This window comes from Microbispora bryophytorum, assembly GCF_006874465.1.
Lineage (GTDB): Bacteria > Actinomycetota > Actinomycetes > Streptosporangiales > Streptosporangiaceae > Microbispora > Microbispora bryophytorum.
In genome coordinates, this window is the sequence record NZ_VIRL01000012.1 from 1 (window position 1) to 25864 (window position 25864).

A 25864-nucleotide genomic window follows, 5' to 3' on the forward strand; every position below is an offset into this window, starting at 1 on the left:
GAGGGCCTCCGGGCGATGTGAATCTTGGTCGACTCACACCACGCCAGAAGGCCCTCACCCTTTTCAAGGTCATCGACAGCGTGTCGCCGATCCTCCACCGCTGTCACCAACGTCCATGGTCAGAACATCTAGGGGGGTCTACGGGGTCTACGGGCGCTACGGGAGGCGCGGAGGCCCGGGCCGGCGGGGCCCGGTCGTGAGGGCCGGCAAGTAGGGATTGTCGCGGCGGCGGGACTCCGCGTCGTGGAAGTGCCCGGTCGTGAGCTCCCCGGGCGCCAGGGGCCATCCGTGGCCGGAGGAGCGGCCGTGGGGGTGCGCCCCGCTCGGCTTGGGCGCGGTGCGGCTGGGCAACTCGCCGGCGGCCGTACGGCCCGGTGCCGCCGCCGGGATGCCCTGCCGCCGCAACACGTCCACGAGCACGGGCATCGCCTGCTCGACGGTGAGCCGTTCGTCCGGGTCGTGGCGCAGCAGGCCCTCGATCAGGGGTCGCAGGATCCCCGCCCGGCGCGGCGGCTCGGGCTCGCGGCCCAGCAGCGCCGCGTCCGGCAGCGACTCCGTCGCCGGATACGGAGACCGCCCCTCGACACCGCAGTACAGCGTGGCGCCGAACGACCACAGGTCGGCGGCGGGGGCCAGGCCCTTCCCACGCAGCCGCTCGGGGGCGAGGTAGGCGCCGGACCGCCCCACGGGCACGGTCGCCGACCCCCCGGAATCCCGGTCGAAGGCGGCGATGCCGAAGTCGGTCAGGACCACCCGGTCCTCGGTCAGCATGACGTTGGCGGGCCGGATGTCCCCGTGGACGACGCCCATCGCGTGCGCGTGCCGTACGCCCGACAGGAGCTGGAAGCCCACCCAGGCGGTCCAGTGGACCGGCAGCCGGCCGAGGTGGCGGACGGTGGCGCCCAGCGTGAGGCCCCGCAGGAGCTCTGTCACGATCCAGAGCCGGCCCTTGTCCTCCAGCAGGTCGTGCACGGTGATGACGGCCGGGTGACTGAGCCGGGCCGCGGAGCGGGCCTCTCCCAGCGCCTGCCTGCGGGCGGCCGGCAGGTCGGCCACGTCCACGCGGTACGGCGGCTGCACTTCCTTGATCGCGACGTCGCGCTTGAGGCGCAGATCGTGTGCCTGCCACATGATCCCGCCGCCGTCGCGACGGAAGGGCGTCAGCAGCTTGTACCGATCCGCCAGCAGTTGCCGTGCGTGCGATGCCATCGACCACCCGTGCGCTAGGTCGTGCCGTGATCCATCAATTGTCGTCCCGGACGCGGTCGCTCTGCGCCGAAAGGCGGCCACGGGGAGTGTGAGGTCGATAACGATCCGGTCTAACGACGACGGTTCCTGCGGGCCGGCATGCCCGCCGCAGGGCTGCGATCCCCGCGCGTTTGCCTTCCCGGCGCCCACCGGGTTGTGTGGCCACAGGGGTCCGGCTGAAGATCGCACGCTCTTTCGCGCGCATTGTCGGTCGGTTCGGGGAAGATATGGGGAGAGGCGTCCCCCCGAGCAGCGGAGGTGTCAGGGATGGCGACCAAGGAGACCGGCGGCCAGAAGCAGACAGGGCGCCAGGAGCACGAAGTCGAAGAGACCGAGGCGCAGGCGTCCCCGGACGTTCAGGAGCGTCAGGAGAAGCTCACCGACGACGTGGACGCAATCCTGGACGAGATCGACGAGGTCCTCGAGGAGAACGCGGAGGAGTTCGTCCGTTCCTACGTGCAGAAGGGCGGGCAGTAGCCCGGGCGGAAGGCGTCCGGGCCGATGGCGGCCACGCCGGGGGGAACTTCCCCCGGCAGGGCCGTCGTCGGGCGCGGGAACGCCGTTGAGCGCACTCGCCGCCGCACCGCGATGGCGGGCGCACAAAGCCGCCCTCGGCGACGATGCGACCGACGAGTGACAGACGAGCGGTAGACGATGACGCGCTGGGCCACGCCGGCGGGCCGTACCGGCTGCACCGGCCGGTGAAGTGGGGCTCCTTAACTGGCTCGTGAAGTGGGGCCAGTCAAGCGGGCGCGTGAAGTGGTGCCGTGAAGTGGCCTTATGACTGGCCTCGTGACCGCCTGGTCGAGGTGGGGCCGGGCGTCAGGCTCTGCCGAGATGAACGGTCGCGATCTCGAAGGGAGTCAGCGGGACGCGCACCGTCCGCCACGGCCTTGGGGACCCCGGGCAGCTCGCAGCGCTTGGGGAGTCCGGAGCGCCGGGGGAGTTCGGAGCGTTCGGGGAGTCCGGAGCGCCCGGGGAGCCTGGCGGCCCCGTGGATTCCGCGGGCCCCCGCCCGTCCGCCCCGTCGCCGGGGAACGGCGCGTCGCCGAACAGCTTGTCGCCGAACAGCTCGTCGCGGGACACCTCCAGAGGGCTCAGGGGAGAGCCCGGCACGCCGGCCGTCCAGGCTGCGGTGAAATCTCCCCGGATGACCGCCTCGGTGGCCGTGGGATGCTCGGCCACCAGGCGGATCTCCAGCCGTCCGTCCCGCTCGCGCAGAGCGGCCATCATGACGCCGTCCCCGCTGATCGAGAGGCGACCGCCTCCGTCCGGGCCGTCCCCGTTCACGTCCATGTCCCCGTCCATGTCCCCGTTCACGTCCCCCGCCGTGGCGGCACCGGTGCCCGGTATGCCCGGCAGGTCGTGGCGGAACTCCTCGGCGAGCCTCGGCAGCCCGGCCTCGTGCCACTCGCCCGCGTACGGCAGGACGGCGAAGCGCACGGTCAGCGGCCCCTGGCACTGGGCCGCCGGAGTGGGCACCTCGGGCCCGGCGGGCTCGTCCCGGTAGGGGTTGCGGTTCCTGGACAGGTAACCGACGGACCGCACGAGCGTGAGCGCCATCTCGGTCCCGTCCCCGCTGATCTCGTCCCCGCTGACTTCGTCCCTGACGATCTCGTATTCGGTGACGTGGTCGAGCAGCGCGGCCAGGCCGCCGGCGGCGGCGAAGGACTCGGCGGGGAAGGTCGGGATCGGGCGTTCGCCGCCCCCGTTCTCACCCCCGCCCCCGCCCCCGTTCTCGCTCCCGCCCTCGGCCGTCAGGCCGCGCCGCACCACGGCGAACTGCCCTTCGGAGTACGACTCGGCCGCCGCGCGTGGCAGCGGCGCGTGCCAGCGGACGCGGTGGTCGCGGCAGCGCACGTCCATGGTGATCTCACACCGCGCGAACGGCTCGCCCGCCCTGAGCTCCACCAGGGTCGTGACCGCCGTCGGCACGGTCTCGTCGCCGTCGCCGTCGCCGTCGCCTCCGAGGCCGGTCGGCCAGTCGTACACCCGTGTGATCTCGTACGCCCCGGTCAGCGGGCCCGCGCAGATCTCCTCGACGACGACCCGGGAGGGCCGGTCGAGGAGCCGGTCGTCCGGCGGGGGCGCGTGGTTGTAGGTGTCCCCGATGTCCCCGCCGTGGACGATCCGCCCGACGCCGTGGACCTCCACCCCGTCCGCGCCGCGCAGCGAGAGCGTCCCGTCGTCGGCCACGCGCACCCGCAGCAGCCCGTTGTCCAGCACCGGCTCGAATCCGTACGGGTCGGTCCGCAGGGCGTTCGCGACGGGAGCCGGCCGGGCGGGCGTCGGCGGACGGGGCGTGAGGACGGCACGGCCGAGCGGCGGCACGGTGACCAGCGCCGCCACGGTGACCACGGGCTCGGCCACCGTGCGGACGACCCACGGCCCGGGACCGGCGTCGAGGACCGCCCGGCGCAGGTCCTCGTAGGAGTACGCGCCGGAGGCGTGCCTGCTCACGGTGACGGTGAACACGCCGTCCCCGGCGTGCCAGGACACGATCTCCTGGCCGTACAGTTCCCGCTCGTGGACGCGCACGAGAAGCCGGGAGAGGTCGTCCATGACGGTCTCGTCGAGCAGGGTCGGAGCGTGTTCGAGCCGCTGCACGGGGACGGCCCGCCCGGAGGCGTCCACGAGGGACGCGCGGTCCTCCGGCAGGTCGGCGAGCACCAGGCCGGTCCGCTCGAACGGGGACGGGTTGACGACCACCAGCGCGCCCTTCGGCGCGGCCTCGGCGAGGGACGCCGCGACCAGGTCCACCACCGCCTGGGCCGTCTGCCCGGCCTCGGCGATCCTCGCGGCCACCTGCTGGGCCGTCTCGTCCGAACCGCACCCCGTGACCGAGTCGTGCCCGCTGCAGGCGATGACCGACCGCCAGGCCATGTCGATGAGGCGTTCACCGGCGGACCGGTCGGAGAGCCACAGCGCGGACAGCGGTTCGGCGTAGCGGATGAGGGTCCGCTCGGCGCGGGCCATCGCCTGCTTCAGCGGCACCCGGGCCGAGACCACGCCGGGCAGGATGCAGGCCCGCGCGTGTGAGCGCAGCTCGCCCGCCACCCGCGGCACCTCTCCCTCCGCCGGATCGGCGGTCAGGGCCTCGGCGAGGGTGGCGACGCGGAGCCCCGACGCGGTGATCTCGCGGGCCGGCGCCGATTGGTCCGCGCCGTACATCGCCAGCAGGGTGTCACCGGACGCCCAGCCCTCCGCCGTGGAGACGAAGGCCGCCACGCGGCCGGGCATGCCCTCGGCCGGGCCGGTGAACAGGCCGAAGGCGTTGCCGTAGCCGCCGGGCAGATACCGGGTCCTGATCGTGGTGCCGTCGGCGCCGGTCCAGTCGAAGGCGTCCCGGTCCACGTGCGCGGGCACGCCGCGCCACAGGCACGCCAGGCGCAGCCCCGCCAGCGCCAGCATCTGCGGCATCTGGGCGCAGTGGCCGAACTGGTCGGGCAGATAGCCGACGGGCATCGCGCCGCCCAGCGCGGCGGCGCCCCGCATGCCGTACTCCAGGTTGCGCAGCAGGGTCTCGCCCGAGCACAGGAACTCGTCGGCGAGGATCAGCCAGGGCCCGACGGCCAGCCGTCCCTCGGCGACGAAGCGGGCGACGTCGCCGCGCCGCGCGGGCCGGATCTCCAGGTAGTCCTCGATCGCCGCGAGCTGGCCGTCCATCGTGAAGCGGTAGGCGGGGTCGGCGGCCATGGCGTCCAGGACCTCGTCGAGCACCCGCACCAGCCCGACCCGGAACCGCTGGAAGGGCAGATACCACTCCCGGTCCCAGTGCGTGTGCGGGACCACCACGATCCTGTCGCTATCTGCTGAGGCTCTCCTCGGCGTGACCGCTGGCTCCACTCCCGTCCTCCTCGGCGTAGCCGCTGCCGGTCCCAGTGGCCGGCTCCCGCAGGGCGCCGTCGACCTCCTGGGCGCACTCGCCGCCGATGGGGATGCCCGCCCACCGCGCGTACCGGTGCACGATTCGCTGCGCCGTGACGATATCCTCCAGGGCCCCGCCGAGTCCGGTGAGCGGCGGTTCTTCCTGGGTGACGAAGCGGTGGAAGGCGCGCAGCTGGCGCTCGAACGCCTCGGCGACGTCCTCGTTGACGACCGTCCGCTCGGTCGTGCCGATCCGGGAGGTGACCGTCAGCCGGGTGGGCGCGTTCAGCAGATAGGGGGAGGGGAAGCGCAGCTCCAGCGAGCCGTGCTCATGGTGCAGCGTCATGACCTCGTGGTAGGCCGGGTAGCTCGGCAGGTAGTGCCAGCGGATGCCGTACCTGCCGGAGCACTCGCCTCCGAGCGTCCCGCTCACCTCCAGAGACGGCGGGAACGCCTCCACCGGCCACACCGCCACGTGGTCCACCGTGTCGGGAGACCCCGTGAACAGCCGTATCAGCGACAGTTCGTGGCACAGGCTGCTTAGCAGCACCTCGGCGTACAGCCGCCGCAGCCGCTCCGACGAGGTGCCGAGCGCGGCGGTGAGGGCCCGCTCGTCGGCCTCCGCGTAGGGGGCCACCCGCTCGGGTGCGGGATGTCCGGCCCGCGCACGGGCGAACAGCAACTGCGACTCCTCCGACGGGTGCAGCACGGTGGCGTCCAGATGGCGGACGACCTCCGGCCCGCCGGCCTCGTGCAGCGCCTCCAGCAGCCGCTGGGAGGCCGGGTCGTACTGCTTCATGTAGCCGGTCATCAGCCGTTCGCCGGAAAAGCCGCTCAGCTCGGCCCGGCTGTAGGCGAGGGGCTTTTCGCACAGCACCCACAGGCCGCGTTCGAGTGCGGCCCGCACCAGCGGCCCGTGCGACCCCGGTGTGAGCACGATCAGCGCGTCGAACCCGCCCTTGTCGAGCATCGCCGACGGGTCGTCGTACGCCGGGACGCCCGCCTCCCGGCCGACCGTCTCCGCGTGGCCGCGGTCGAGGTCGCACACGGCCGCGATCCGGAACAGGTCGCGCCGCCGCGCCAGCAGGGGCAGGTAGACGACCTGTGCGACCACGCCGAGCCCGGCGATCCCCACCTTCACCGTCTCCACGTCCTCACCCTCCTCCGCTCGGCGACCTGCCCTGCACCTCCCCATCGGTGGTGGAGCGCAACCCCCGCCACGTGCGGCCGGCTACATGGCTCTCAGCTACACGGTTTCAGCTGCACGCTTTCAACTACACAGGGCGACCACCTCGTTGGCGTGCGTCTCCAGCCGGTGCACCCCGGGATGGGCGGGCAGGAGGGCGAGGTCCCCCCTGACCATCCGCCGGGTCTGCGGGCCCCACAGCACCAGCCCGTCGGCGTCCACGGCGAGGAACTCGTCCTCCAGCCGCAGCAGCAGCGGGGCGCCGGGGGAGGCCGACACCGCCGTCCGCCCCTCCGCCACCGCCCGTACGACCGCCCCGGCCGCCTCGGGACCGCGGCCGTCGCCCTCGGCGAGCACCCACGTGGTCGGCGCGCCGGGTAGATGACCCTCCTCGGGCCGGTGGTAGTCGCCGCCTCCCACCACCACCAGATCGCCGTCCGGGTCGCCGGCGAGACCGTGCGTCCAGGCCTGCGCCCAGGCCAGCGGCGCGCCCCGGCTGCGGTCCCACCAGCTCCAGTGCCACAGCTCGACGACCCGCGGCCGGTCGGCCATCGGGTGCCGCCAGGCGCAGTCGGCCGCCACCGGATGGTTGACCGACAGCACCCCGCCCCGGTCGCGCACGGCCTTCGCCCACTCGTCGGGGGGCCGCCGGAAGTCGATCCAGCCGACGTCCCCGAGCGCGCCGGCGTGCCCGAGGTCGGTGGTCACCTCCTGCCCCGGCACGAGCACGAGACCGGCCAGAGCCGAGGCCGCCGCCAGCTCCAGGTGGTGGCTGACGGTGTTGTGGTCGGTCACCGCGAGGAAGTCCAGCCCGGCCGCGGCCGCCACACCGGCCAGTTCGTAGACGCTCAGCGTCCCGTCCGAGTGGTCGGTGTGCGCGTGCAGGTCCCCGGCGAGCCAGCGGTATCCCGGCGGCGACGGCAGCCGGCGCCGCACGGCGGCGGGCTCCGGCGGGACGGGCCCCGGCACGCGGGAGAAGCGGGCGCGGCGCCGGCGCGGCCGGGCGGGCGGCCGCACATGCCTGATCACCCGGATCTCGTACGGCAGGCCGCCGAGGGGCACCCGGTGCAGCCCGACCAGCACCCGCCACACTCCGGGCTCGATCTCGCCGGGCAGGTAGCCGGGGGTGGCCCAGGACGGGGTGATGGTGTATTCGGAGCGCGCCCCACCCGACCAGCCGCGAAACCCGGCAGGCCCGGCGCAGCCGAGGTCGAGCACGCCGGCCGACCGGTCGTAGGACAGACGCACCGTGAGGGCGGCCGTGCCGGGCCGCACCTCCACCGGCACCTCCGCCACCGGCCCGGCCAGCCGGTCGTCCAGCGTCCACGTCCCGCTGATCGCGGCCCCGGTCGTCACGCGCCACCCACCGGGGCGCCGTCGCGGTGGAGCAGTGCCCGGCCCGGGCGGGGCGCCGCCCGCAGCAGGCGGTCCGTGCACTCCAGCGTGACGAGATGGGCCGTGCCGAGGTTCTCCACCACCGCCACCTTCCCCCGGAAGGCCCCTTCTCTCCGGGCTCCGGGGGTCCGTCACCTCCGGCTCGCACCGCGGGCGCGGCCGTCCGGACCCGACGTACGGACGAACCGACCCTCGCACACGATCATCGACACGTAAAGAAGCGGTTCCGGCGAACGGGCAAGGGACGCGCGCCCGGCCTCTTGCGGGATGTCTGGTTCGCGCTGAGCTGATCGGGAAGAGTGCAAGCAGCGCTGAGACCTGAGTATGGTCGGGCGTAGTGACAACGCATGCTTGGAGGGAGTCGCGTGGCATCTCAGCCAGCCTGGGTGAACAGCCTCTTCACATATACGGGATCGTCGTCGTTCTCGGAGTTCCTAGGCGTGCACGCGCCGAACCTGCATCCCGCCCGCAACGAGTCGCTGGCGGCGCCGGTGGGTGACGAGATCCCGCACGCGACCACCATCGTCGCGGCGACCTGCGCCGGTGGCGTGGTGATGGCGGGCGACAGGCGTGCGACCTCCGGGAACATCATCTCGCAGCGGGACATCGAGAAGGTGTTCCGCACCGACGACTACTCCTGCATGGGCATCGCGGGCACCGCGAGCACCGGCCTGGAGCTGGCCCGGCTCTACCGGGTCGAGCTGGAGCACTACGAGAAGACCGAGGGTCGCTCGCTGTCGACCGAGGGCAAGGCGCACCGCCTGGCCACCATGATCCGCGGAAACCTGCCCATGGCCATGCAGGGCCTCGTCGTCGTGCCGCTCTTCGCGGCCTACGACCCGTCCCACGGCACCGGGCGGATCTTCAGCTACGACGTGGGCGGCGGGCCGTACGAGCAGAGGGAGTTCCACTCGATCGGCTCGGGTTCGATCTTCGCCCGGGGCTCGCTCAAGAAGCTCTACCGGGAGAACTCCAGCCCGCAGGACACCGTCCTGGCCTGCCTGCACGCCCTTTACGACGCCGCCGACGACGACTCGGCGACCGGCGGCCCCGACGTGATGCGGAAGATCTGGCCGGTCGTGTCCGTCATCACCGACGACGGCTTCCGTCGCCTCCCGGACGACGAGGTCGCCGAATTCGTGGAGTCCATGCTGGAGAGGCGGATGACCGCCCCCGAAGGCCCGACCGCGCCGCTGCGCTAACCCAAGAGAGGATCACCCCCGGTGTCCATCCCCTTCGGAGGATATGCCTCGCCCGAGCAGATCATGCGGGACAGGGCGGAGTATGCCCGCAAGGGCATCGCGCGCGGTCGCAGCGTGGTCGTGATGCAGTACGCCGACGGCATCCTGTTCGTGGCGCCCAACCCGTCCAAGGCGCTGCACAAGATCAGTGAGATCTACGACCGCATCGGCTTCGCCGCGGTGGGGCGCTACAACGAGTTCGAGTCGCTCCGCCTGGCCGGCATCCGCTACGCGGACATCAACGGCTACACGTTCAACCGCACCGACGTCACCGGCCGCGGCCTGGCGAACCTGTACGCCCAGCACCTCGGCATGATCTTCACCGAGTCGATCAAGTCGTTCGAGGTCGAGATCGTCGTCGCGGAGGTCGGCGAGGCGGCCGAGGACGACCAGATCTACCGGATCACTTTCGACGGCTCCGTCTTCGACGAGCAGGGCATGGCCGTGATCGGCGGCCAGGCCGAGGCCGTCGGAGGGCGCCTGAAGGAGCGTTACAGCGAGGGACTGCCGCTGCCGCAGGCCCTCGACGCCGCGCTGGCGGCTCTGACCGAGCCGGGCGGCGAGCGTCCCCCGGTGACCCAGATCGAGGTCGCCGTCCTCGACAGGGGCAGGGAGCACCGCAAGTTCCTGCGCCTGACCGGGCCCCGCCTGGAAAAGCTCCTGGAGGCCGCCAAGGAGAGCCAGGGGGGCGCGCGGCAGCCCGCCGCCGAGGAGGTCCAGGCAGAGCAGGCACAGCAGGCACAGGCGGAGCAGGCCCCCGACACCGCCCCGCCGATCGCCCCAGACGGAGACATCGACACGGGCTCCGGCGAGTAGCCCGGCCCCCCGTCCGTACGCACGGCGGCGCCGCGCCCCCGGCAGGGGCGCGGCGCCGCCGTGTCATGGGGCCGGCTCGGGCGTTTCGGTCCAGCCAATCCCCGATTTCGCTACCCTCATCCCGTTATGACGACTTCTGATCTCTTCCGGCGAGCGGGCCTTCCGGCCGCCGCCGTCGCCCTCCTGTCGCTGACCGCATGCTCCGGAGCCTCCGGCACCTCGGCCGCGCCCACGGTGACCGCCACCGTGACGGTGACGGCCCCGGCGTCGCCCGCTGAGCCGTCCGCCGACCCGGCGGCCTCCGGCACCCCGGCGGCGGACACGCCCACCGACTCGGGCACCACCGCGCCGACGCGGAAGCCGGTCAAGGCCGGGCCGCCGATCACCGACAAGACGCCGGCGCCGTTCGGCGGGACCCTCCAGTCGGACCCCGGGCACGACTTCACCAAGGGGCTCAGCCCCAGCAGCAACGGGGTCGTACGCGGCCAGTTGGTCGCCATGCACGACGAGAACGTGGCGGAGTACCGGCCCGTCAAGTTCGTCAAGGAGTACGGCGGCAGCACCAGCGGCCACTTCGAGGGGCCGCCGGAGGGCGACGTAACGGCCTTCGCCGCACCGATCGCGAAGAACGTCGTGTTCCTCAGCGCGGTCGGCTGCGACGGCAAGGACCAGACCATCGACAGCGAGTACCTCGGCACCCAGCGCTGCTCACGGGACAAGCTGGTCCTGCGGGCCGACGCGGGCGACCTTCGGGCGCTCATCACCGTTCAGGGCGGGCAGATCGTCAAGGTCGCGGAGATTTACGCGGCCTGACCTCTCCTTCTCGGCATTCCCACCGCCTGATCACTGTTCGCCCGCCGGTTTATGGGAATAGTGTGAGGTGATGGATCGACGCATATTCGGGCTGGAGAACGAGTACGGCGTCACCTGCACGTTCCGCGGGCAGCGGAGGCTGTCGCCGGACGAGGTGGCGCGGTACCTGTTCCGGCGAGTGGTGTCCTGGGGCCGATCGAGCAACGTCTTCCTGCGCAACGGCGCACGTCTCTACCTGGACGTGGGCAGCCATCCCGAGTACGCCACCCCTGAGTGCGACAACGTCGTGGAGCTGGTCACCCACGACAAGGCGGGGGAGCGAATCCTGGAGGGCCTCCTCGTGGACGCCGAAAAGCGGCTCCGCGAGGAGGGCATCGCGGGAGACATCTACCTGTTCAAGAACAACACTGATTCGGCCGGCAACTCCTACGGCTGCCACGAGAACTACCTCGTGGGCCGGCACGGGGAGTTCGGGCGGCTGGCCGACGTCCTGATCCCCTATCTGGTGACCCGCCAGATCATCTGTGGTGCGGGCAAGGTGCTGCAGACCCCGCGCGGAGCCGTCTACTGCGTCTCCCAGCGGGCCGAGCACATCTGGGAGGGCGTCTCCTCGGCGACCACGCGGTCCCGGCCGATCATCAACACCCGCGACGAGCCGCACGCGGACGCCGAGCGGTTCCGCAGGCTGCACGTCATCGTGGGCGACTCGAACATGAGCGAGACCACCATGCTGCTCAAGGTCGGCGCCACCGACCTGGTGCTGCGCATGATCGAGGCAGGTGTGGTGATGCGCGACCTGTCTCTGGAGAACCCCATCAGGGCGATCCGGGAGGTGTCCCACGACATGACGGGCAGGCGCAGGGTGCGCCTGGCCAACGGCCGCGAGGCCTCGTCGCTGGAGATCCAGCAGGAGTACCTGACCAAGGCGCAGGACTTCGTCGAGCGGCGCGGCGGGGACGCCATCGCCAAGCGGGTGCTGGAGCTGTGGGAGCGCACGCTCCGGGCGGTCGACACGGGCGACCTCGACCTCGTCTCGCGGGAGATCGACTGGGTGACCAAATACCAGATGATTGAACGTTACAGACAGAAGTACGACCTGCCGCTGTCGTCGCCGCGCGTCGCGCAGCTCGATCTGGCCTACCACGACGTCCACCGCAAGCGCGGGCTGTTCTACCTCCTGCAGAAGCGGGGGGCCGTCGAGAGGGTGGCCGACGACGTGCGCATCTTCGAGGCCAAGTCGGTTCCGCCGCAGACCACACGGGCCAAGCTGCGCGGAGAGTTCATCCGCAAGGCCCAGGAGAAGCGGCGCGACTTCACCGTCGACTGGGTCCACCTGAAGCTCAACGACCAGGCCCAGCGGACGGTCCTGTGCAAGGATCCGTTCCGCAGCGTCGACGAGAGAGTCGAGAAGCTCATCGCGGGTATGTGATCTCTTACGCCGCTCTGACAGCGGGTTCGGGTAGCCTAGCCCGGACCCGCTGTCTGTTTGAGGATTCCCATATGCGCCGTCGTACGGCACTCGTCGCCGCCCTGCCCTTGTTGCTCGCCGCCGCGTGCGGAACCGCGCAGAAGACCGCGTCCAGCGCGAGCCCCACCTCGAGTGGCCAGGCCGCCGCCTCGGCCATCAAGGTGACGGGAGAGGCCGGCAAGAAGCCCACCCTGACCTTCCCGGCGGGCAAGCCCTCGCTCACGTCCGCCTCCATCAAGGTCATCGAGGGCCAGGGCACCCCGGCCAAGGACGGCGACGTCCTCACCGCCAACGTCACCGTCTACAACTGGGACGGCAAGGAGAACAAGGCGGCAGGCTCCGACTACGACCAGGGCAAGTCGGAGTTCGTCTCGGTCAGCCCGCAGCTGCCCAAGGCGCTGCACGAGGCGCTGGTGGGCGCCAAGCCGGGCGGCCGGGTGATGGCCGTGGTCGCCAAGGACAACCTGAGCGCGGAGCAGGCCGAGCAGGCCAAGCAGCAGGGCCAGGACTTCGACGCCTCGTCCCAGGTGCTGGTCATCGACGTGGTGTCGGCCGCGATGAAGGCCGTCCAGGGCACCGCCGTCGACCCCGCCGTGAACGGTGTGAAGGTCGGGAGCGCCGGCGGAGACAAGGCCCCGGAGCTGACCACCAAGACCAGTGAGAAGGCGCCCAAGAAGCTGGTCGTCAAGACCATGATCAAGGGCGGCGGCCCGGAGGTGAAGGCCGGGCAGACGGTCCTCGCCCACTACATCGGCAAGATCTGGGGCACCGACAAGAAGTTCGACTCCAGCTGGGACCGCGGCCAGCCCGCGACGTTCGCCCTCGACCAGGTCGTCAAGGGCTGGGCGCAGGGCCTCACCGGCGTCCCGGTCGGCAGCCGCGTCCTGATCACGATCCCGCCGGACCTCGGCTACGGCAAGGAGGGCAACGCGCAGGGCGGCATCAAGGGCACCGACACGCTTGTCTTCGTCGTGGACGTCCTCGGCGCGGCCTGACGGCGACGCACGCCAAGAGCCCCTCTCACCCGGGTGGTGGGAGGGGCTCTTGCCGTAGGGGCGTTCGCGTGCGGGCGTCAGCCGAGGATCTGGTAGCTGTCGCCGTAGACCTTCCAGCGCAGCGGCGGGTCGAGGTCGAGGTCGCCGTTCTTGAGGAACACCCGCTGGGCGGTGTCGACCCGGCTGGTGTCGCCGTGCGCCTCCTCGGTCTTCATCGCGGCCTTGCGGGCGTCGAGGAACGCGTTGAGGTAGGCGACCTCGTCGCCGCCCTGCGCCGGGGTCCTCGCCTTCTTCATGGCCGCCTTCCGGATGCCGCCGAAGCTGACCGGGTCGCTGCCGGGGCCGTGCATCACCATGGCGTCGTAGTAGACGAACTGCCCGAGCGCGCGCAGGCCGTCGGCCCTGGCCTGGGCCACGGCGGGATCGAAGTACACGCGGTCGCGCTCGTCGTTCTGCGCCTGCCGGAACACGGGGTCCGCGGTGGCGGCGCGCCAGTCCTTGGGGAAGTGCGGGTCCAGCCCCCGGTGCGAGTCGGTGCCGTTCACCTTCCGCAGCGCGGGCAGGTACGTCGCCAGCACGTTGCCGGGCCTGCGCGCGGTGTAGAGCTCGACCAGGTCGAGCATGTCGCCGGTGCCCGAGCAGAAGCCGATGATCCCGGCGGTGTAGCCGCGCCCGTCGTCGATGTCCTCGATGTATTTGTACTGGGCCTTCCAGTCGAGTGAGGAGTTCTCCGCGCTGGAGACCAGCTCCATCGCGATCTCCTTCTTCTCCCGGTACGTGAGGTCGGCGGGCACCGCCTCGACCGCCACCTTCACGGTCTCCCCGGCGGCGGCCGGGCCGCCGGTGCCGGCTACCGCCGCGTTCGCGGGGAGTACGGCCGCGGCGGCCACGAGCAGCAGAGCCGCGCGCCCGGGAGTGCGCCTGGTCAGCGGGTCTTTCACGTGCGTCGCTCCGTTCTCCTCCCGGCGTCCGTGCGTCGTGGCGGGAAGGGGGCGCGGGCGGGGGTGAGCCCTCGTGAGGGGACTTAATCAGGAAGGTTTCCTGAGAAAAGCAGTGCCGCACGGCGGTGTCAACGGTCCCGGCGACGGCACGACCTAGACTCCGGCTGTGACGAGCGACGACCTGGAGTCGATGACCGTGCTCGGCGATCCCGTACGGCGGGCGCTGTATCGGTTCGTGGCCGAGCAGGGGCGGGACGTGAGCCGCAACGAGGCGGCGGAGGCGACCGGCGTCCAGCGCACGCTGGCGGCTCATCACCTGGACAAACTGGTCGAGGCGGGCCTGCTGGAGTCGAGGTTCAAGCGGCTGAGCGGCAAGGCCGGCCCCGGCGGCGGTCGCCCGGCGAAGGTCTACCGGCGGGTGCGCGAGGAGCGGACCGTGAGCCTGCCGCCCCGCGACTACCGCACGCTCGCGCTCGTGCTGGCCGAGACCGTCGACCTGCTTGGCGGAGAGGAGAAGGCCGAGCAGGCCGCCCGGCGGACCGGAGAGCGTCTGGCCGCCTCCGATGCCGCGGATCTCCCCGAGGTGTTGCGTGCGCGCGGCTACGAGCCGTACGAGGAGGACGGACGGGTGCGGTTGCGCAACTGCCCCTTCCATGTGCTGGCCGAAAGCCACCCGCTGCTCGTGTGCTCGATGAACCTCGCGCTCTGCGAGGGGATGCTGGCCGGTCTGGGCGAGACCGGGGTCGTCGCGACGCTCGATCCGAGACCGGGAGAGTGCTGTGTGGCCTTCACGTCTTCTAAAAACAACGTAGATTGACATAGAATCGCGGCATGCATCTCGCCCAGCTCAACGTCGCCCATCTCAGGGAACCCCTCGACTCGCCCGCGCTGACCGACTTCCTCGACGCCCTGGCGCCGATCTACCAGGTGTCGGACGCCGCGCCCGGCTTCGTCTGGCGCATGAAGGAGGGCGATGAGCCCACGGACCTGATCCAGCACGACTACGGACCGATGCTGGTCGTGAACCTCTCGGTCTGGGAGTCCCGCGAGACGTTGTGGAACTTCGTCTACCGCAGCGCCCACCTGGAGGTGATGCGGCGCCGCCGGGAGTGGTTCCATCGGATCGCCGAGCCGTACACGGTGATGTGGTGGGTGCCCGAGGGCCACCTGCCGCCGCTCGACGAGGCCGTGGCGCGCCTGGACCTGCTCCGGGCGCAGGGGCCGGGGCCGGAGGCGTTCACGTTCAAGGACTTCTACGACAGCAGCGACGCCGCGTGCCTCCCGGCGGCGGCGGAGGTCAGGAAGTAGGCCAGGTCCCCCTCCAGCCCGCGGCCCATCGTGGACAGCCGCACGGGTGACGCCTTCAGCGCCTCATGCAGGCCCTCCACCGGCACGGTCACGATCTCGTGGCGCGTGGCCAGGGGCGCGGCCTGCTCGCGCACCGCCGCCCCGAACGCGCCGGGCAGGTCCGGCACCACGACCCGGGCCGGGGCCAGCGCGACCCGGCCGTACGCGGTGAGCGAGTGGTGCGACACCCCGACGTGCCGCTCGCGGAGGTCGCCCTCGCTGACCCGCAGCGCGGCCACGGGCCGCCCGCCCAGCACGGCGGCGGCGTTGACCGCCTCGCCCGCGGCGACGCCGGAGAACCCCCAGCGGGTGCCGGTGCCGAGGTTGCCCGGCCCCTGCGCGACCACGGCGACGTCGGCGCCGAGCACGTGCCGGGCGGCCAGCAGGCCGGTGTGGAGCGTGACGACCTCGACGTCCCCGCCGAAGGACTGCCCGGTCGTCACCACCCCGCACAGCCAGTCGCGCTCCCGCAGCGTCGCGCACGACATCGAGAACCAGGCCGGCAGCGCCCCGCCGTCCTGCATCACGTACGCCACCCTGATCCCCGGGGAGTCCGCGTAGAGGCCGCACAGGATCGCGGGCAGGGCGGAGTGCAGGTCGGCGACCACCACGGGCATCCCGTCGACGGAGTCGGCCTCCCGCAGCGCCTCGTGGTGCGGGGACCCCTGCTCGTCCGCGCCGAGCACGGTGGCCTGCAACGGGGTGTAGCGTGCTTTCACCAAGTGGCCGGGGCCGGAAGGATCTTGCGGTAAACGGTCCGGGACGGCCACCACCATGGCGTACCCTCCCGTACCGAGACCCATGGCGAGGGCGGTCGTGTTGAGCAGCACGGTGTCGCCCACCTCAGGGCGTCCCACCAGCGGGGGATAGGCGAGCGCCCGGCACTCGCCCTCGGCGACGGCGACGTCGAGTTCCACCGCCCCCGGCCACTCGCGCCGGACCCGCACCACTTCGCCCTTGCGCCATCTGATCACGCCGAAAAGGGTAGCGTTCTCGACTGGAAGGGAGGCCCGATGTCGCGGCGGAAGACCGAGCGGCTGCTCAACCTGGTTATCTGCCTGCTCGCGACGCGGCGGCCGTTGAGCGCGGAGCAGATCCGGCAGGCCGTCCCCGGGTACGACCCGGACAACGACGAGGCCTTCCAGCGCATGTTCGAGCGCGACAAGAACGAGCTTCGCGAGATCGGCATCCCCATCGAGGTCCACAAGGACCCCTGGGAGGACGACCCCGGCTACCGGATCGTACGCGAGGCGTACGAGCTGCCCGAGATCACCCTGGAGCCCGACGAGGCCGCCGTCATCGGCCTGGCCGCGCAGGTGTGGCAGCGGGCGAGCCTCGCCGAGGCGGCCGGCGGGGCGCTGCTGAAGCTGACCGCGGGCGGCGTGCACGCCGACCTCGCCGAAAGCCCGCTGGAGCTGCGGGTGGACACCCGCGACCCCGCGTTCCCCGCGCTGTGGGAGGCCGTGCGGGACCGGCGCGCGGTCGCCTTCGACTACCGCTCGGCCGGCAGTGAGTCGGTGCTGCGGCGCACCGTCGAGCCGTGGGGGGTCGTCAGCAGGCGCGGCCGGTGGTATCTGGCCGGGCACGACCGCGACCGCGGCGCCGCCCGGGTCTTCCGGCTGAGCCGGATCACCGGGGCCGTGTCCACGCTGGGACGGCCGGGGGCGTTCACCGTGCCGGAGGGGCTGGACCTGCGGGCCATGGTGGGCTACCAGGAACTGCCGAACGAGCGGGTCGCCCTGGTGCGCGTGCGCAAGGGCAGCTGCCTCGGCCTGCGGCACGCCGCCCAGGCCGTGCGCACCGGGCCCGGCGAGTGGGACGAGGCCGAGGTGACCTTCGCCGACCCCGAACGGCTGGCGGGGTGGCTGGCCAGTCTTGGCTCCGACGCCGTCGTGGTGGACCCGCCGGACGCGCGCGAGGCCGTGATCCGCCGTCTGAAGGGGGCGTTGCAGTGAGCTCGGACCGGCTGCCGCGGCTGCTCGCGCTCGTGCCCTATCTCATGTCGCATCCGGGCGCGCAGGTGCCCGAGGTGGCACGGCTGTTCGGCCTGTCGGAAAAGCAGCTCGTCGACGACCTTCAGCTCGTGTGGATGTGCGGCCTGCCCGGGCACACGCCCGGCGACCTGATCGACGTCTCGTGGGACGGCGGCGAGATCCTCATCGACAACGCCGAGGCGATCGCCCGGCCGCTCAAGCTCGGCGTGGACGAGGCGAGCGCGCTGCTCGTCGCGTTGCGCATGCTCGACGAACTACCCGAGTTCCAGGGCCGGGACGTGCTCGGCCGGGTCATCGCCAAGCTGGAGCAGGCGGCGGGCGAGGGCGCGGCCACGGTCAGCAGCCAGGTCCAGGTGGAGATCGGCGCGGCCCCGGACGCCCACGCCGTCATCACCGACGCCGCCCGCAGGAGCCGCAGGCTGTCGCTGCGCTACTACGTGCCGGGGCGCGACGAGATCACCCCCAGGGAGGTCGACCCGCTGCGGGTCGTGCTCGTGGACGGGCGGCACTACCTGGAGGGCTGGTGCTACCGCGCCGAGGCGATGCGGATGTTCCGCGTCGACCGGATCCTGGACGTCGAGATCCTCGACGTGCCCGCGGACCCGCCGGCCGGGGCCGAGCCGATGGACGTCACCCGCGGCGTGTTCCGGCCGTCGGACAGCGACGAGCTGGTGGAGCTGGAACTGACCCCGGCGGGCCGCTGGGTGGCGGAGTACTACCCCTGCGAGGAGGTCGCCGAGCTCGGTGAGGGCCGCCTGCGCGTCTCGCTGCGGGCCCGCGACCAGTCCTGGCTGGTGCGGCTCGCGCTCCGGCTGGGCGACAGCGGCCGGGTGCTGTCGCCGGCGTCCCTCGCCGAGCGGGTCACGGCCACCGCCAAGCAGGCGCTGGCCAACTACGAGACCGCCTGACACACGGAGGAGGCCGCGATGACATGGATCTTCGCCCTGTCGGCGGTGGCGGTGGCGGGGCTCGCCGTCCTCGTGTGGCCGGCCGTCCGGGTGCTCACCGCGGCGCGGGAACTGCACGCCGAAGTCAAGCGGGCCAGGGGGCGGCTCCGCGTGCCGGAATAAGGGGCTTTGCCCACGATTGATGTGGTTTTGAAGCCCGAGGACAGGTGAACTTTGGCGTGCGGTGCGCGTACGATCGGGGGTAGTACCCACGGCCCTCGCGGTAAGGACACGACATGCCCAACCTCGGACCCATGGAATGGATTCTGATCCTCCTGGTTCTGATCCTTCTTTTCGGAGCCAAGAAGCTCCCGGACACCGCGAGGGCCCTTGGGCAGTCGCTGCGCATGTTCAAGAAGGAGACCAGCAAGATGAGCGAGGAGGACGAGGAGCGGCAGACGGTCAAGGCGCAGGCCGAGCCCGTCGCTCCGCCGGCGGCGCAGATCCCGCCGGCCACCCCGTCCGTCGAGGACCGGCTGCGTGTCCTGGAGGAGGAGAACCGGAGGCTGCGGGAAAGCCAGCAGCCGGTGAGCTCGCAGAACGAGCAGCGCTCCAACTAGGCGCCGCACCCCCACTGACCCCAGGACGAACCAGATGGCCCTGTTGAAACGGTCGACTCCCGCCGTCACGGCGGACGACGGGCGGATGACGCTCATGGAGCACATCCGCGAGCTGCGCAACCGGCTGATCAAGGCCATCCTGGCGGTGGTCGTCGGAACCGCCGTCGGGTTCATCTATTTCGAACCCATCTGGAACTTCCTGAAGCAGCCGTACTGCCGGCTGCCGCAGGCCCACCAGTTGAACGGCGACAAGTGCACGCTGGTGGTGAACGGGGTCTTCGACTCGTTCTTCGTCAACCTCAAGGTCGCCGTGATCTTCGGCGTGGTGGTCTCGGCGGTGTTCTGGATCTACCAGCTCTGGGCGTTCGTGACCCCGGGCCTGTACCGGAACGAGCGCCGCTACACCATGGCGTTCCTCGGGCTCTCGGTCCCGCTGTTCACCGCGGGCTCGGCCCTCGCCTACGTCACGATGGACAAGGGCCTGTCCCTGCTGCTCGGCTTCGCCCCCGAGGGCACGCTGACGCTGGTGAGCATCAACGAGTACCTCAGCTTCGCGCTCGCGATGCTGATCATCTTCGGCGTCTCCTTCCTGATGCCGTTGTTGCTGGTGTTCCTCAACGTCATCGGGGTGCTCCGGTTCAACACGGTGTCCAAGCACACCCGCATGGTCGTGTTCCTGATGTTCGTCTTCGCCGCCGTCGCGACGCCGAGCCAGGACCCCATCACCATGCTGGCCCTGGCGGTCCCGATGGTCGCGCTGTTCTTCGTTGCGGAGGCGTTCATGTACTTCCACGACAAGAAGCGCGACGCCGCCGACGCGGCGCACGCACGGGCGATCGAGGAGGAGCTCGACGGGTCGTCCGCCACCGCGGGTACGGCGGACTCGGTCGACGCGAGGGACTGACCGAATCTTCCTCTGGTGTCGCCCGGTGGGCGGCGGTAGGTTCCGCGTATGGCCGATGAGATCGTCGTCCTGGTGAACCCCACCGCCCGCGGCGGCCGTACGCTGCGCCTGCTCGACCCGGTGCTGCGGCGGCTGCGGACGGGCGGCCGCCCGGTCTCGGTGGTCGTCGGGACCTCGGCGGCGGACGCCCTGGGCCGGGCCCGCGACGCCGTCGCCGCCGGCCCGGCCGCGCTCGTCGCCTTCGGCGGCGACGGTCTGGTCCACCTGGCCGTGCAGGCCGTGGCCGGGACGGCCGTGCCGCTCGGGATCCTGCCGGCAGGGACCGGCAACGACATCGCCGCCGCCCTCGGCATCCCGCGCGGGGATCCGCTCGCCGCCGCGGACATCGTGACCGCGGGCGACTGCCGGGTGATCGACGCGGCCAGGCTGGGGACGGGCGAGTGGTTCGCGGGAGTGCTCGCCTGCGGGTTCGACTCCCGCGTCAACGAACGGGCCAACGCCATGACCTGGCCGCCCGGAATGGCGAAGTACCTGGTCGCGCTCGCACGGGAACTGCGGTCGTTCACCCCGATCCCGTTCCGGATCACCCTCGACGGGGAGGCCGTCGAGCGCGAGGCGATGCTGGTGGCGGTGGCCAACACCCGGTCGTACGGCGCCGGGATGCGGGTGTGCCCGCAGGCCCGGCCCGACGACGGTCTGCTCGACGTGCTCGTGGTCGGGGCGTTGTCCACGGGCGGGTTCCTGCGCATCTTCCCCCGCGTCTACCGGGGCAGCCACACCGGGCACCCCGCCGTGACCCTGCGGCGGGCCCGCCGCGTGGAGATCGAGGCCCTGGACGGGGACGTCGTCGCGTACGCCGACGGCGAGCGGGCCGGCCCCACCCCGCTGACCTGCGCCGTCGAGCCGGGAGCGGTGCGCGTCCTGGCGCCCTGACCCCCAGCGCTGCGCTACGCCATCAAGGCGGCGCGTAGAAGGATCACCGATGACGGACGCCCGGAATCCCGTTATCGGTAGGGTTGACGGTATGAGTACGCCAGCGGAACGCTACGCCGCCTTCCGTGAGGGGCAGGCCGGCGCCGGACCCGCTCTCGCCTCGTTCCGCGAGCTTTACGACTTCGAGCTCGACGAGTTCCAGATCGACGCCTGCCAGGCGCTGGAGGCCGGTGACGGTGTGCTGGTGGCCGCGCCCACCGGGTCGGGCAAGACGGTGGTGGGGGAGTTCGCCGTCCACCTGGCCCTGGAGCAGGGCCGCAAGTGCTTCTACACGACGCCGATCAAGGCGTTGTCCAACCAGAAGTACAACGACCTGGTCAGGCGGTACGGCGCGGGCAAGGTCGGCCTGCTGACCGGCGACAACAGCGTCAACGGCGAGGCCCCGATCGTGGTCATGACCACCGAGGTCCTGCGCAACATGCTGTACGCGGGCTCGAACACGCTGACCGGCCTCGCGTACGTGGTGATGGACGAGGTCCACTACCTGGCCGACCGGTTCCGCGGCGCGGTCTGGGAAGAGGTCATCATCCACCTGCCGGAGTCGGTGCGGGTGGCGGCCCTGTCGGCCACGGTCAGCAACGCCGAGGAGTTCGGCGAGTGGCTGGGCGAGGTGCGCGGCGACACCACGGTCATCGTGGACGAGCACCGGCCGGTCCCGCTGTGGCAGCACATGCTCGTCGGCAACAAGATGTTCGACCTGTTCGTCGACGAGGGCGACGGCACCCTGCGGGTCAACCCGTCCCTTATGCGGATCTCCCGCGACGAGATGCGGCTGGCCCAGGCCAGGGGCAGGCGGGGCTACTCGCGGCCCGGCCGGGGCACGACGTCGAGCCGGTCGGACGTGATCGAGAGGCTCGACGCCGAGGGCCTGCTGCCGGCGATCACCTTCATCTTCTCCAGGAACGGCTGCGACGCCGCCGTCATGCAGTGCCTCTACTCGGGGCTGCGCCTCACCACGGAGGCCGAGAGCCACGAGATCCGCCAGATCGTGGACGAGCGCACCGCGCACCTGCCCGACGAGGACCTCGCGGTGCTCGGCTACCTCGAATGGCGCGACTGCCTGGAGCGCGGCCTGGCCGCCCACCACGCGGGCATGCTCCCGGCGTTCAAGGAGGTCGTGGAGGAGCTGTTCACCAAGGGGCTGGTGAAGGCGGTCTTCGCGACCGAGACGCTGGCGCTCGGCATCAACATGCCGGCCAGGTCCGTGGTGATCGAGAAGCTCGACAAGTGGAACGGCGAGACCCACGCCGACCTGACCCCGGGGGAGTACACCCAGCTCACCGGGCGGGCCGGGCGGCGCGGCATCGACATCGAGGGCCACGCGGTGGTGGTCTGGCAGCCGGGGATGGACCCCCTCTCCGTCGCCGGTCTCGCCGGCACCCGCACCTATCCGCTGCGCTCCAGCTTCAAGCCGTCGTACAACATGGCGGTCAACCTCGTCGGGCAGGTCGGCCGGGAGCGGGCGCGGACCCTGCTTGAGGACTCCTTCGCCCAGTTCCAGGCCGACCGGGCCGTGGTCGGGCTGGCCCGCCAGCTCCGCAAGGCGGAGCAGGCCCTGGAGGGCTACGCCGAGGCCATGACCTGCCACCTCGGCGACTTCGAGGAGTACGCCGCGATGCGCAGGCGGCTGTCGGACCGCGAGGCCGAGCTGTCGCGCCAGCGGGGGGCGGCCCGCCGCGCGCAGGCCGTGCAGTCCCTGGAGGTGCTCAAGCCCGGCGACGTCATCCGGGTGCCGGGCGGCCGGCGCGCGGGCATCGCGGTCGTGCTCGACCCGGGCGTCAACGGCCGGGGGCACGAGGGCCCCTCGCCGCTGGTGCTGACGATCGGCAAGCAGGTCAAGCGCCTGTCGGCGGCCGACTTCCCGGTGCCGGTCGAACCGGTCGACAAGATCAGGATCCCGAAGGGCTTCAACCCGCGCTCACCGAAGGAGCGGGCCAACCTCGTCTCGACCGTGCACGCGAAGCTGGGCGACCGCGACCTCGGCAAGCCGCCGCGGGCGCGCGACCACGCCCAGGAGGACGAGGAGGTCACGCGCCTGCGGCGGGAGCTGCGCCAGCACCCCTGCCACGGCTGCGACGAGCGTGAGGACCACGCCCGCTGGGCCGAGCGCTACCACAAGCTGCTCAGGGAGACGGAGGGGCTGCGCCGCCGGGTCGAGGGGCGCTCCCACGTCATCGCCCGCACCTTCGACCGGGTCTGCGGCGTGCTGGACCAGCTCGGCTACCTGGAGGGCGAGTCCGTCACGGAGCAGGGCCGCAGGCTCGCCTCGCTCTACACGGAGCTCGACCTGCTCACGGCCGAGTGCCTGCGGGCGGGCGTGTGGAACCGCCTCGACCCCGCCGAGCTGGCCGCGTGCGTGTCGTCGCTGGTGTACGAGTCGCGGCAGGCCGACGACGTCCGCAGCCCCAAGATCCCGGCCGGTGCCACGCGCGACGCGCTCGGCGAGATGGTGCGGCTGTGGGGCGAGCTGGAGGGCATCGAGGAGGACCACGGGCTGTCGTTCGTGCGCGAGCCCGACGTGGGCTTCGCCTGGGCGGCCTTCCGCTGGGCCAAGGGCCACAGTCTCGACGCCGTGCTGACCGACTGCGACCTCGCCGCGGGCGACTTCGTCCGCTGGATCAAGCAGCTGCTCGACCTGCTCGGCCAGCTCAGGGACGCCGCGCCCAAGGGGAGCAAGGTCGCCGAGAACGCCCTCAAGGCCATCGACGCCATGCGCCGCGGCGTCGTCGCCTACTCGTCGGTGAGCTGAGCCTGCTCAGGCGGCGGTGAAGCGAACCTCGCGGGTGGCGGGGTCGGCGCGCGTGAGCCGTACGGGGACGCGCTCGCCGAGCGGCAGGCGGTCGCCGTCGCAGCGGGCGATGACGGCGGGCTCGGTGACCTGCACCTGCCCGCCCGGCTTTCCGTCGGTGACGTCGACGACGACCGCCTCGAAGACCTCGCCGATCCTGGGGTGCAGCACGGCCGCCTCGACCAGGTCCACGCAGGCCCGCTCCACCGCGCCGGCCCGCCTGCCGCCCGTGGCCATCTCCTCCGGCAGGCCGGGCAGCGCCGCCGCGACCTGTTCGGGGACCGGGCGGCCCGCCGCCACGGCCAGGCAGACCTCGGTGCCGAACCGGTCGACCAGCCGCCGCAGCGGCGCGGTCACGTGCGCGTACGGCGCCCCCAGGGCGGCGTGCAGCACCTGCGCGGGTGCCGCCGAACCGTCGAAGGCGAGGTAGGCCGCGCCGCGCAGCAGCACCGTCGACTCGTGCAGGAAGGCGGCATGGCCGGGGATCTTCGGGTCGAGCCCATGCACGACCTCGGCGTACGACGTGCCGTCGGGCCAGGGCACGCCGAGCGCGGCGGCGACCCTGCGGACCTTGCCGACGTCCTTCGGGCCCGCCTCGGGCAGGACCCGCAGCACGCCCACGCCCGCGTCCAGCATCATCCGGGCCGCCGCCATGCCGGTGAGCAGCGAGATCTGGGCGTTCCACGCCTCACTGGGGAGGTTGGTGCGGAACTCCACCCGGTAGCCGCCGTCTCCGTCGGGGACCACCTGCTGCTCGGGGGTCGGCAGCGACAGCCCGCCCCTGGCCCGCTCCCGTTCCAGGCGCAGCGGCCCCACCTCGGCGAGCAGCGCGATCGTCCCCTCGGCCCGGCCGGTGTCCACGGCGGTCTGGACCGTCTCGTAGTCGAGCCGTTCCCGGCTGCGCACCAGCGCGCGGCGCAGGTCCACCGCCTCGATCTCCCCGTCGGACCCGAGGTCGAGCCGCCACAGGGCCGCGGGGCGGGCCTGTCCGGGCAGCAGGCTGGCCGCACCCTCCGACAGGACCGGCGGGTGCAGCGGCACGCGTCCATCGGCCATGTAGACGGTCTCGGCGCGGACCCGCGCCTCGGCGTCGATCGCCCCGCCGGGCCGGACGAACGCCGCGACGTCGGCGATCGCGTACCAGACGCGGTAGCCCGTCCCGCGCCGCTCGATGCACAGCGCCTGGTCGAGGTCCATCGAGCCGGGCGGGTCGATGGTCACCAGCGGGAGGCCGGTCTGATCCTCGTCAGGCGCGGTGGGAGAGGCGGCGGCCCGCTCGGCCTCCTCCTGCGCGATGGCGGGGAACCGGTCCGGCAGGTCGAACTCGCTGCGGATGCGAGCGAACCCTGCTTCTACTGCAGGGCGGAGCCCGTCCGCGGTGTCGTGGAGGTGGATCGTCGTGCGCGGCACGCGATCAACCTACCCGAGTGCGGACATACCGGGCCGTATACGGCCCTACTGGGTAAGCGCGGCGAGCAGGCGGTTGAGCGGGCTGTCCAGGCCGTGCTTCTCCGACAGCGCGATCAGTCGCTCGGGGTCGCGCGGCGCGGCGGGCAGGGTGATGTCGGCATCCGGGACCGGGGCGTCGCGGGCCACCCGGACCACGGCGGGGGCGACCTCCAGGTAGTCGCGGGCGGCGGCGAGCTTGTTGCGCGCGCCCGCGGGGAAGCCGTCGGCGCCGCCGTCGTCCAGCGCGGCGACCAGCGCGGACAGCGATCCGAAGCGCGTGATGAGGGCCGCCGCCGTCTTGTCGCCGATGCCGGCGACGCCGGGCAGGCCGTCGCTCGGGTCGCCGCGCAGCGTCGCGAAGTCGGCGTACGCCCGGCCCGGGATGCCGTACTTCTCCCGGACGAACGCCTCATCGACGATCTGGAGGTTACGGATTCCCCTTACTGTGTAAAGGGCGCGGCAGGGCTTCTCGTCGTCGACGAGCTGGAACAGGTCGCGGTCGCCCGTGACGATGTCCACGGCGCCGGTCGCGGCGGTCGCGTAGGTGCCGATCACGTCGTCGGCCTCGTAGCCGGCGACGCCGACGCGGGCGATGCCGAGCGCGTCCAGGACCTCCTCGATGACCGGGACCTGCGGGGCCAGCGTGTCCGGCACCTCCTCCTCGTCGCCGGTCGCCACCCGGTGCGCCTTGTACGACGGGATCGCGGCCACCCGGAACGCCGGCCGCCAGTCGGCGTCCATGCACGCCACGATCTGGGTGGGGGAGTGCTGCCGGACCAGGGTGGCGATCATGTCGAGGAGCCCGCGCACCGCGTTGACCGGCATGCCGTCCGGGGAGGTCACCGACTCCGGGACTCCGTAAAACGCGCGGAAGTACAGCGACGGGGTGTCGAGAAGCATCAGCACCCTGCC

At 72.1% G+C, this 25864-nt stretch carries 24 protein-coding genes; 15 read left to right on the forward strand and 9 right to left on the reverse strand.

Translation table 11 applies throughout. The features are described from left to right. Positions 1-156: 156 nt before the first annotated feature. Positions 157-1209 (reverse strand): serine/threonine-protein kinase, encoded by a 1053-nt coding sequence (locus tag FLX07_RS21045; RefSeq protein WP_142572550.1) that lies wholly within the window; start codon positions 1207-1209, stop codon positions 157-159. 306 nt (positions 1210-1515) lie between these two features. Here FLX07_RS21045 and FLX07_RS21050 point away from each other — a divergent pair, with 306 nt between their 5' ends. Beyond that, positions 1516-1725 (forward strand): ubiquitin-like protein Pup, encoded by a 210-nt coding sequence (locus FLX07_RS21050; protein ID WP_142572552.1) that lies wholly within the window; start codon positions 1516-1518, stop codon positions 1723-1725. 345 nt (positions 1726-2070) lie between these two features. On the opposite strand, the gene FLX07_RS21055 is transcribed toward FLX07_RS21050, so the two are convergent. The 4 genes from FLX07_RS21055 to FLX07_RS38485 form a co-directional block, all read right to left on the reverse strand. Next, positions 2071-5043: a glycoside hydrolase family 38 N-terminal domain-containing protein gene (locus FLX07_RS21055; protein WP_229689878.1), complete on the reverse strand. Its 2973-nt coding sequence runs from the start codon at positions 5041-5043 to the stop codon at positions 2071-2073. A gap of 10 nt (positions 5044-5053) precedes the next feature. Then, entirely contained in the window at positions 5054-6265 is a 1212-nt protein-coding gene (locus FLX07_RS21060; protein WP_229689877.1) for a Gfo/Idh/MocA family protein, read from the reverse strand. Between the two features lie 120 nt (positions 6266-6385). Then, on the reverse strand, positions 6386-7657 hold the full coding sequence (locus FLX07_RS21065) for a CehA/McbA family metallohydrolase (protein WP_229689876.1): 1272 nt from the start codon (positions 7655-7657) through the stop codon (positions 6386-6388). Next, positions 7654-7779, reverse strand: a complete 126-nt coding sequence (locus FLX07_RS38485; protein WP_263407723.1) for a hypothetical protein — start codon at positions 7777-7779, stop codon at positions 7654-7656. The genes FLX07_RS21065 and FLX07_RS38485 overlap by 4 nt, the downstream gene beginning before the upstream one ends. 282 nt (positions 7780-8061) lie before the next feature. Between FLX07_RS38485 and prcB the strand changes: the two genes are divergently transcribed. The 5 genes from prcB to FLX07_RS21090 all read left to right on the forward strand — a co-directional run bounded on the left by prcB (position 8062) and on the right by FLX07_RS21090 (position 13029). Beyond that, positions 8062-8898 carry a proteasome subunit beta gene (prcB, locus tag FLX07_RS21070; protein ID WP_229689875.1) on the forward strand — a complete coding sequence of 279 codons (837 nt, stop codon included), beginning with the start codon at positions 8062-8064 and terminating at the stop codon, positions 8896-8898. 21 nt (positions 8899-8919) lie between these two features. Then, positions 8920-9753 carry a proteasome subunit alpha gene (gene prcA / locus FLX07_RS21075; RefSeq protein WP_189105040.1) on the forward strand — a complete coding sequence of 278 codons (834 nt, stop codon included), beginning with the start codon at positions 8920-8922 and terminating at the stop codon, positions 9751-9753. 126 nt (positions 9754-9879) lie between these two features. Further along, the gene (locus tag FLX07_RS21080) at positions 9880-10566 is read left to right on the forward strand and encodes a hypothetical protein (protein ID WP_142572556.1); all 687 of its coding nucleotides are present in this window, start codon (positions 9880-9882) and stop codon (positions 10564-10566) included. Positions 10567-10636: 70 nt separating this feature from the next. Further along, positions 10637-11995 (forward strand): Pup--protein ligase, encoded by a 1359-nt coding sequence (pafA, locus tag FLX07_RS21085; protein WP_142572558.1) that lies wholly within the window; start codon positions 10637-10639, stop codon positions 11993-11995. 71 nt (positions 11996-12066) lie between these two features. Beyond that, positions 12067-13029: an FKBP-type peptidyl-prolyl cis-trans isomerase gene (locus FLX07_RS21090; protein ID WP_167748338.1), complete on the forward strand. Its 963-nt coding sequence runs from the start codon at positions 12067-12069 to the stop codon at positions 13027-13029. Positions 13030-13106: 77 nt separating this feature from the next. Here the strand turns inward: FLX07_RS21090 and FLX07_RS21095 are convergent, their stop codons facing one another. Continuing rightward, positions 13107-13970 carry a chitosanase gene (locus FLX07_RS21095; RefSeq protein ID WP_142572562.1) on the reverse strand — a complete coding sequence of 288 codons (864 nt, stop codon included), beginning with the start codon at positions 13968-13970 and terminating at the stop codon, positions 13107-13109. Positions 13971-14136: 166 nt separating this feature from the next. On the opposite strand from FLX07_RS21095, the gene FLX07_RS21100 reads away from it, so the two are divergent. Then, the gene (locus FLX07_RS21100) at positions 14137-14787 is read left to right on the forward strand and encodes a helix-turn-helix transcriptional regulator (protein ID WP_229689874.1); all 651 of its coding nucleotides are present in this window, start codon (positions 14137-14139) and stop codon (positions 14785-14787) included. A gap of 14 nt (positions 14788-14801) precedes the next feature. Then, complete coding sequence (locus FLX07_RS21105; protein ID WP_142572564.1) at positions 14802-15278, forward strand: DUF3291 domain-containing protein; 477 nt, start codon at positions 14802-14804, stop codon at positions 15276-15278. Here FLX07_RS21105 and FLX07_RS21110 read toward each other — a convergent pair. After that, the gene (locus FLX07_RS21110; protein ID WP_142572566.1) at positions 15224-16291 is read right to left on the reverse strand and encodes a DUF3866 family protein; all 1068 of its coding nucleotides are present in this window, start codon (positions 16289-16291) and stop codon (positions 15224-15226) included. The genes FLX07_RS21105 and FLX07_RS21110 overlap by 55 nt on opposite strands. 39 nt (positions 16292-16330) lie before the next feature. On the opposite strand from FLX07_RS21110, the gene FLX07_RS21115 reads away from it, so the two are divergent. From FLX07_RS21115 to FLX07_RS21140, 7 genes are all read left to right on the forward strand, one after another. After that, positions 16331-17272 carry a helix-turn-helix transcriptional regulator gene (locus tag FLX07_RS21115; protein ID WP_142572568.1) on the forward strand — a complete coding sequence of 314 codons (942 nt, stop codon included), beginning with the start codon at positions 16331-16333 and terminating at the stop codon, positions 17270-17272. Beyond that, the gene (locus tag FLX07_RS21120) at positions 17269-18219 is read left to right on the forward strand and encodes a helix-turn-helix transcriptional regulator (protein WP_229689873.1); all 951 of its coding nucleotides are present in this window, start codon (positions 17269-17271) and stop codon (positions 18217-18219) included. The genes FLX07_RS21115 and FLX07_RS21120 overlap by 4 nt, the downstream gene beginning before the upstream one ends. A gap of 18 nt (positions 18220-18237) precedes the next feature. Beyond that, positions 18238-18381: a hypothetical protein gene (locus tag FLX07_RS36570; protein ID WP_167748339.1), complete on the forward strand. Its 144-nt coding sequence runs from the start codon at positions 18238-18240 to the stop codon at positions 18379-18381. Positions 18382-18494: 113 nt separating this feature from the next. Further along, positions 18495-18818, forward strand: a complete 324-nt coding sequence (gene tatA / locus FLX07_RS21125) for a Sec-independent protein translocase subunit TatA (RefSeq protein ID WP_142572569.1) — start codon at positions 18495-18497, stop codon at positions 18816-18818. Positions 18819-18852: 34 nt separating this feature from the next. After that, complete coding sequence (tatC, locus tag FLX07_RS21130) at positions 18853-19722, forward strand: twin-arginine translocase subunit TatC (RefSeq protein WP_142572571.1); 870 nt, start codon at positions 18853-18855, stop codon at positions 19720-19722. A 48-nt stretch (positions 19723-19770) separates the two neighbouring features. Beyond that, the gene (locus FLX07_RS21135; RefSeq protein ID WP_142572573.1) at positions 19771-20655 is read left to right on the forward strand and encodes a diacylglycerol/lipid kinase family protein; all 885 of its coding nucleotides are present in this window, start codon (positions 19771-19773) and stop codon (positions 20653-20655) included. A gap of 91 nt (positions 20656-20746) precedes the next feature. Beyond that, entirely contained in the window at positions 20747-23464 is a 2718-nt protein-coding gene (locus FLX07_RS21140) for a DEAD/DEAH box helicase (protein WP_142572575.1), read from the forward strand. Between the two features lie 6 nt (positions 23465-23470). Here FLX07_RS21140 and FLX07_RS21145 read toward each other — a convergent pair whose 3' ends face one another. Both FLX07_RS21145 and FLX07_RS21150 read right to left on the reverse strand, forming a co-directional pair. Next, positions 23471-24913, reverse strand: a complete 1443-nt coding sequence (locus FLX07_RS21145; RefSeq protein WP_229689871.1) for an RNB domain-containing ribonuclease — start codon at positions 24911-24913, stop codon at positions 23471-23473. 45 nt (positions 24914-24958) lie between these two features. Then, the gene (locus tag FLX07_RS21150; protein ID WP_142572878.1) at positions 24959-25852 is read right to left on the reverse strand and encodes a 5'-3' exonuclease; all 894 of its coding nucleotides are present in this window, start codon (positions 25850-25852) and stop codon (positions 24959-24961) included. Positions 25853-25864: the final 12 nt, after the last annotated feature.